Here is a 551-nt window from a genome sequence, read left to right as displayed (position 1 = left end):
GCCGGCGAGCTGGCCGTCGGCGACCGGCTGCCCACCCATCGCGCGCTGGCCGATGCCCTTGGCGTGACCGTCGGCACGGTCACGCGGGGCTATGCGGAGGCGGAGCGGCGCGGACTGGTCAGTGCGCGGGTGGGCAGCGGGACGTACGTCCGCTCGCCGCAGGACGGCTCCGGGCAGGGGTTCAGCGTCGCCCCGGCGGCGGAGGACGGTGACATCGACTTCGGTCTCGCCTTCCCTGTGCCCATGGGCCGCACGCCGGCGCTGGCCGACGCCCTGCGCGACCTGGCCGGTGACGACGCGGCGCTCGCCGAGTGTCTCGGCTATCACCCGGAGGCCGGGCTGCCGCGTCACCGAACCGAGCTGGCCCGCTGGCTGCGGGGCTGGGGCTACGGCATCGATGCCGGGCACAGCCTGATCTGCCTCGGCGCGCTGCACGGGCTCAACATGGCGCTGCAGGCTGTCGCCCGGCCCGGCGAGACGGTGGCCTCGGCGGGCCTGGTCTATCCCGGGATGATCGCCGCCGCCCGCGGGCTGGGGCTGCGGCACCTGCC

Annotated in this window: 1 protein-coding gene; it reads left to right on the top strand. The window is 76.2% G+C overall.

What is annotated here, in order from left to right:
• A partial coding sequence (locus G7A99_RS24230; protein ID WP_163144632.1) for a GntR family transcriptional regulator occupies window positions 1-551 on the top strand: 551 nt, incomplete at both ends.

It is taken from the genome of Arhodomonas sp. KWT (assembly GCF_010993615.1).
This window is presented reverse-complemented; position numbering and strand designations above follow the sequence as displayed.